We start from the raw sequence: 1511 nt of genomic DNA, 5'->3' as shown, positions 1-1511 counted from the left end.
TGTCTGACGTCAGCGCCAATGGGACAGTTTAGGTCGATTTGATAAGAGAGGGTTTCTGGCTCATCGTAACCGCCAAGGAGTGGAGATGAGAAAGAAACCCGGAACCAAGCAGAGCCACGGTGAGAAAGTTGTAAAAGACATCCGCCGCGCCACGCGTAAGCAATATTCAGCAGAAGAGAAGATCAGGATTGTGCTGGACGGCCTGAAGGGCGAAGACAGTATTTCAGAGCTGTGCCGCCGTGAAGGCATTGCCCAGAGCCTCTACTACAGTTGGTCCAAGGAGTTCCTTGAAGCCGGCAAGAAACGTCTGGCAGGCGACACGGCCCGTGCAGCGACATCGACCGAGGTCAAAGATCTGCGCCGCGAGGCACGCGATCTGAAGGAAGTGGTTGCCGAACAGGCTCTTGAACTGCGGTTGCTCAAAAAAAGCATGATCGCGGATGGGGGCGACGACGAATGAGGTATCCCGCATCCGAAAAACTGGAGATCATCCGCCTCGTCGAAGGTTCGCATCTCCCGACCAAGCGCATATTGGATAAGCTGAGCATCCCGAAGACCACCTTCTATCGCTGGTATGACCGGTATCTGTCGGGTGGTCCTGAGGCGCTTGAGGATCGTAGTCCCAAGCCATCACGGGTCTGGAACCGCATTCCGCAGCCAATGCGTGAGAAGATCAAGGACCTGGCACTGAAGGAAAGTGAGCTTTCCCCGCGTGAGTTAGCTGTTCGCTTCACCGACACAGAAAAGTACTTTGTGTCAGAGGCTTCGGTCTATCGCATCCTCAAGTCTTACGACCTGATCACCAGCCCAGCCTATGTGGTTCTGTCAGCAGCAGATGAGTTCCACGACAAGACGACACGGCCGAACCAGCTCTGGCAGACCGACTTTACCTATCTGAAGGTGATCGGCTGGGGATGGTTCTATCTCAGCACGATCCTGGACGATTACAGCCGATACATCATCGCCTGGAAGCTTTGTACGACGATGAAGACCGAGGATGTGACCAACACACTGGACCTCGCCTTGCAAGCCTCAGGCTGTGATCAGGCAACGGGGCGGCACAAACCACGCCTGCTCAGTGACAACGGGTCCAGCTACATCTCTGGTGAGCTTGCAGAATGGCTGGAAGATCAGAAAATGGATCATGTTCGAGGCGCGCCATATCACCCACAGACCCAAGGCAAGATCGAGCGCTGGCACCAGACCTTGAAGAACCGCATCTTGCTGGAAAACTACTATCTGCCCGGTGACCTCCAGCAGCAGATCGATGCTTTCGTCGATCACTACAATCACCGGCGTTACCACGAAAGCTTACAAAACCTCACGCCCGCTGATGTCTACTTCGGACGCGGCCACACCATTCTGAAACAACGAGAAAGGATCAAACGGAAGACACTCGAAACCCGGCGCTTGCTTCACCGCAAATCCGCCGCATAATCAAACCAACCAGATGCGCCAGATCCTCTCTTAGCTCAGGCAGCCATCTGTCCCAAAATCCCTGACAACGGACA

Annotated in this window: 1 protein-coding gene; it reads left to right on the top strand. The window is 54.6% G+C overall.

Annotation, left to right across the window (positions count from 1 at the left end; all coding sequences use genetic code 11):
* Nucleotides 1–85: 85 nt before the first annotated feature.
* Nucleotides 86–1437 (top strand): IS3 family transposase gene (locus ACR0DX_RS22725; protein WP_170332088.1). Its coding sequence is split into 2 segments (ribosomal slippage): nt 86–422 and nt 422–1437, totalling 1353 coding nucleotides; the frame shifts between segments, so codons are not numbered across the junction.
* The last annotated feature ends 74 nt before the right edge of the window (nt 1438–1511 follow it).

This window comes from Ruegeria sp. D3 (assembly GCF_056534465.1).
This window is presented reverse-complemented; position numbering and strand designations above follow the sequence as displayed.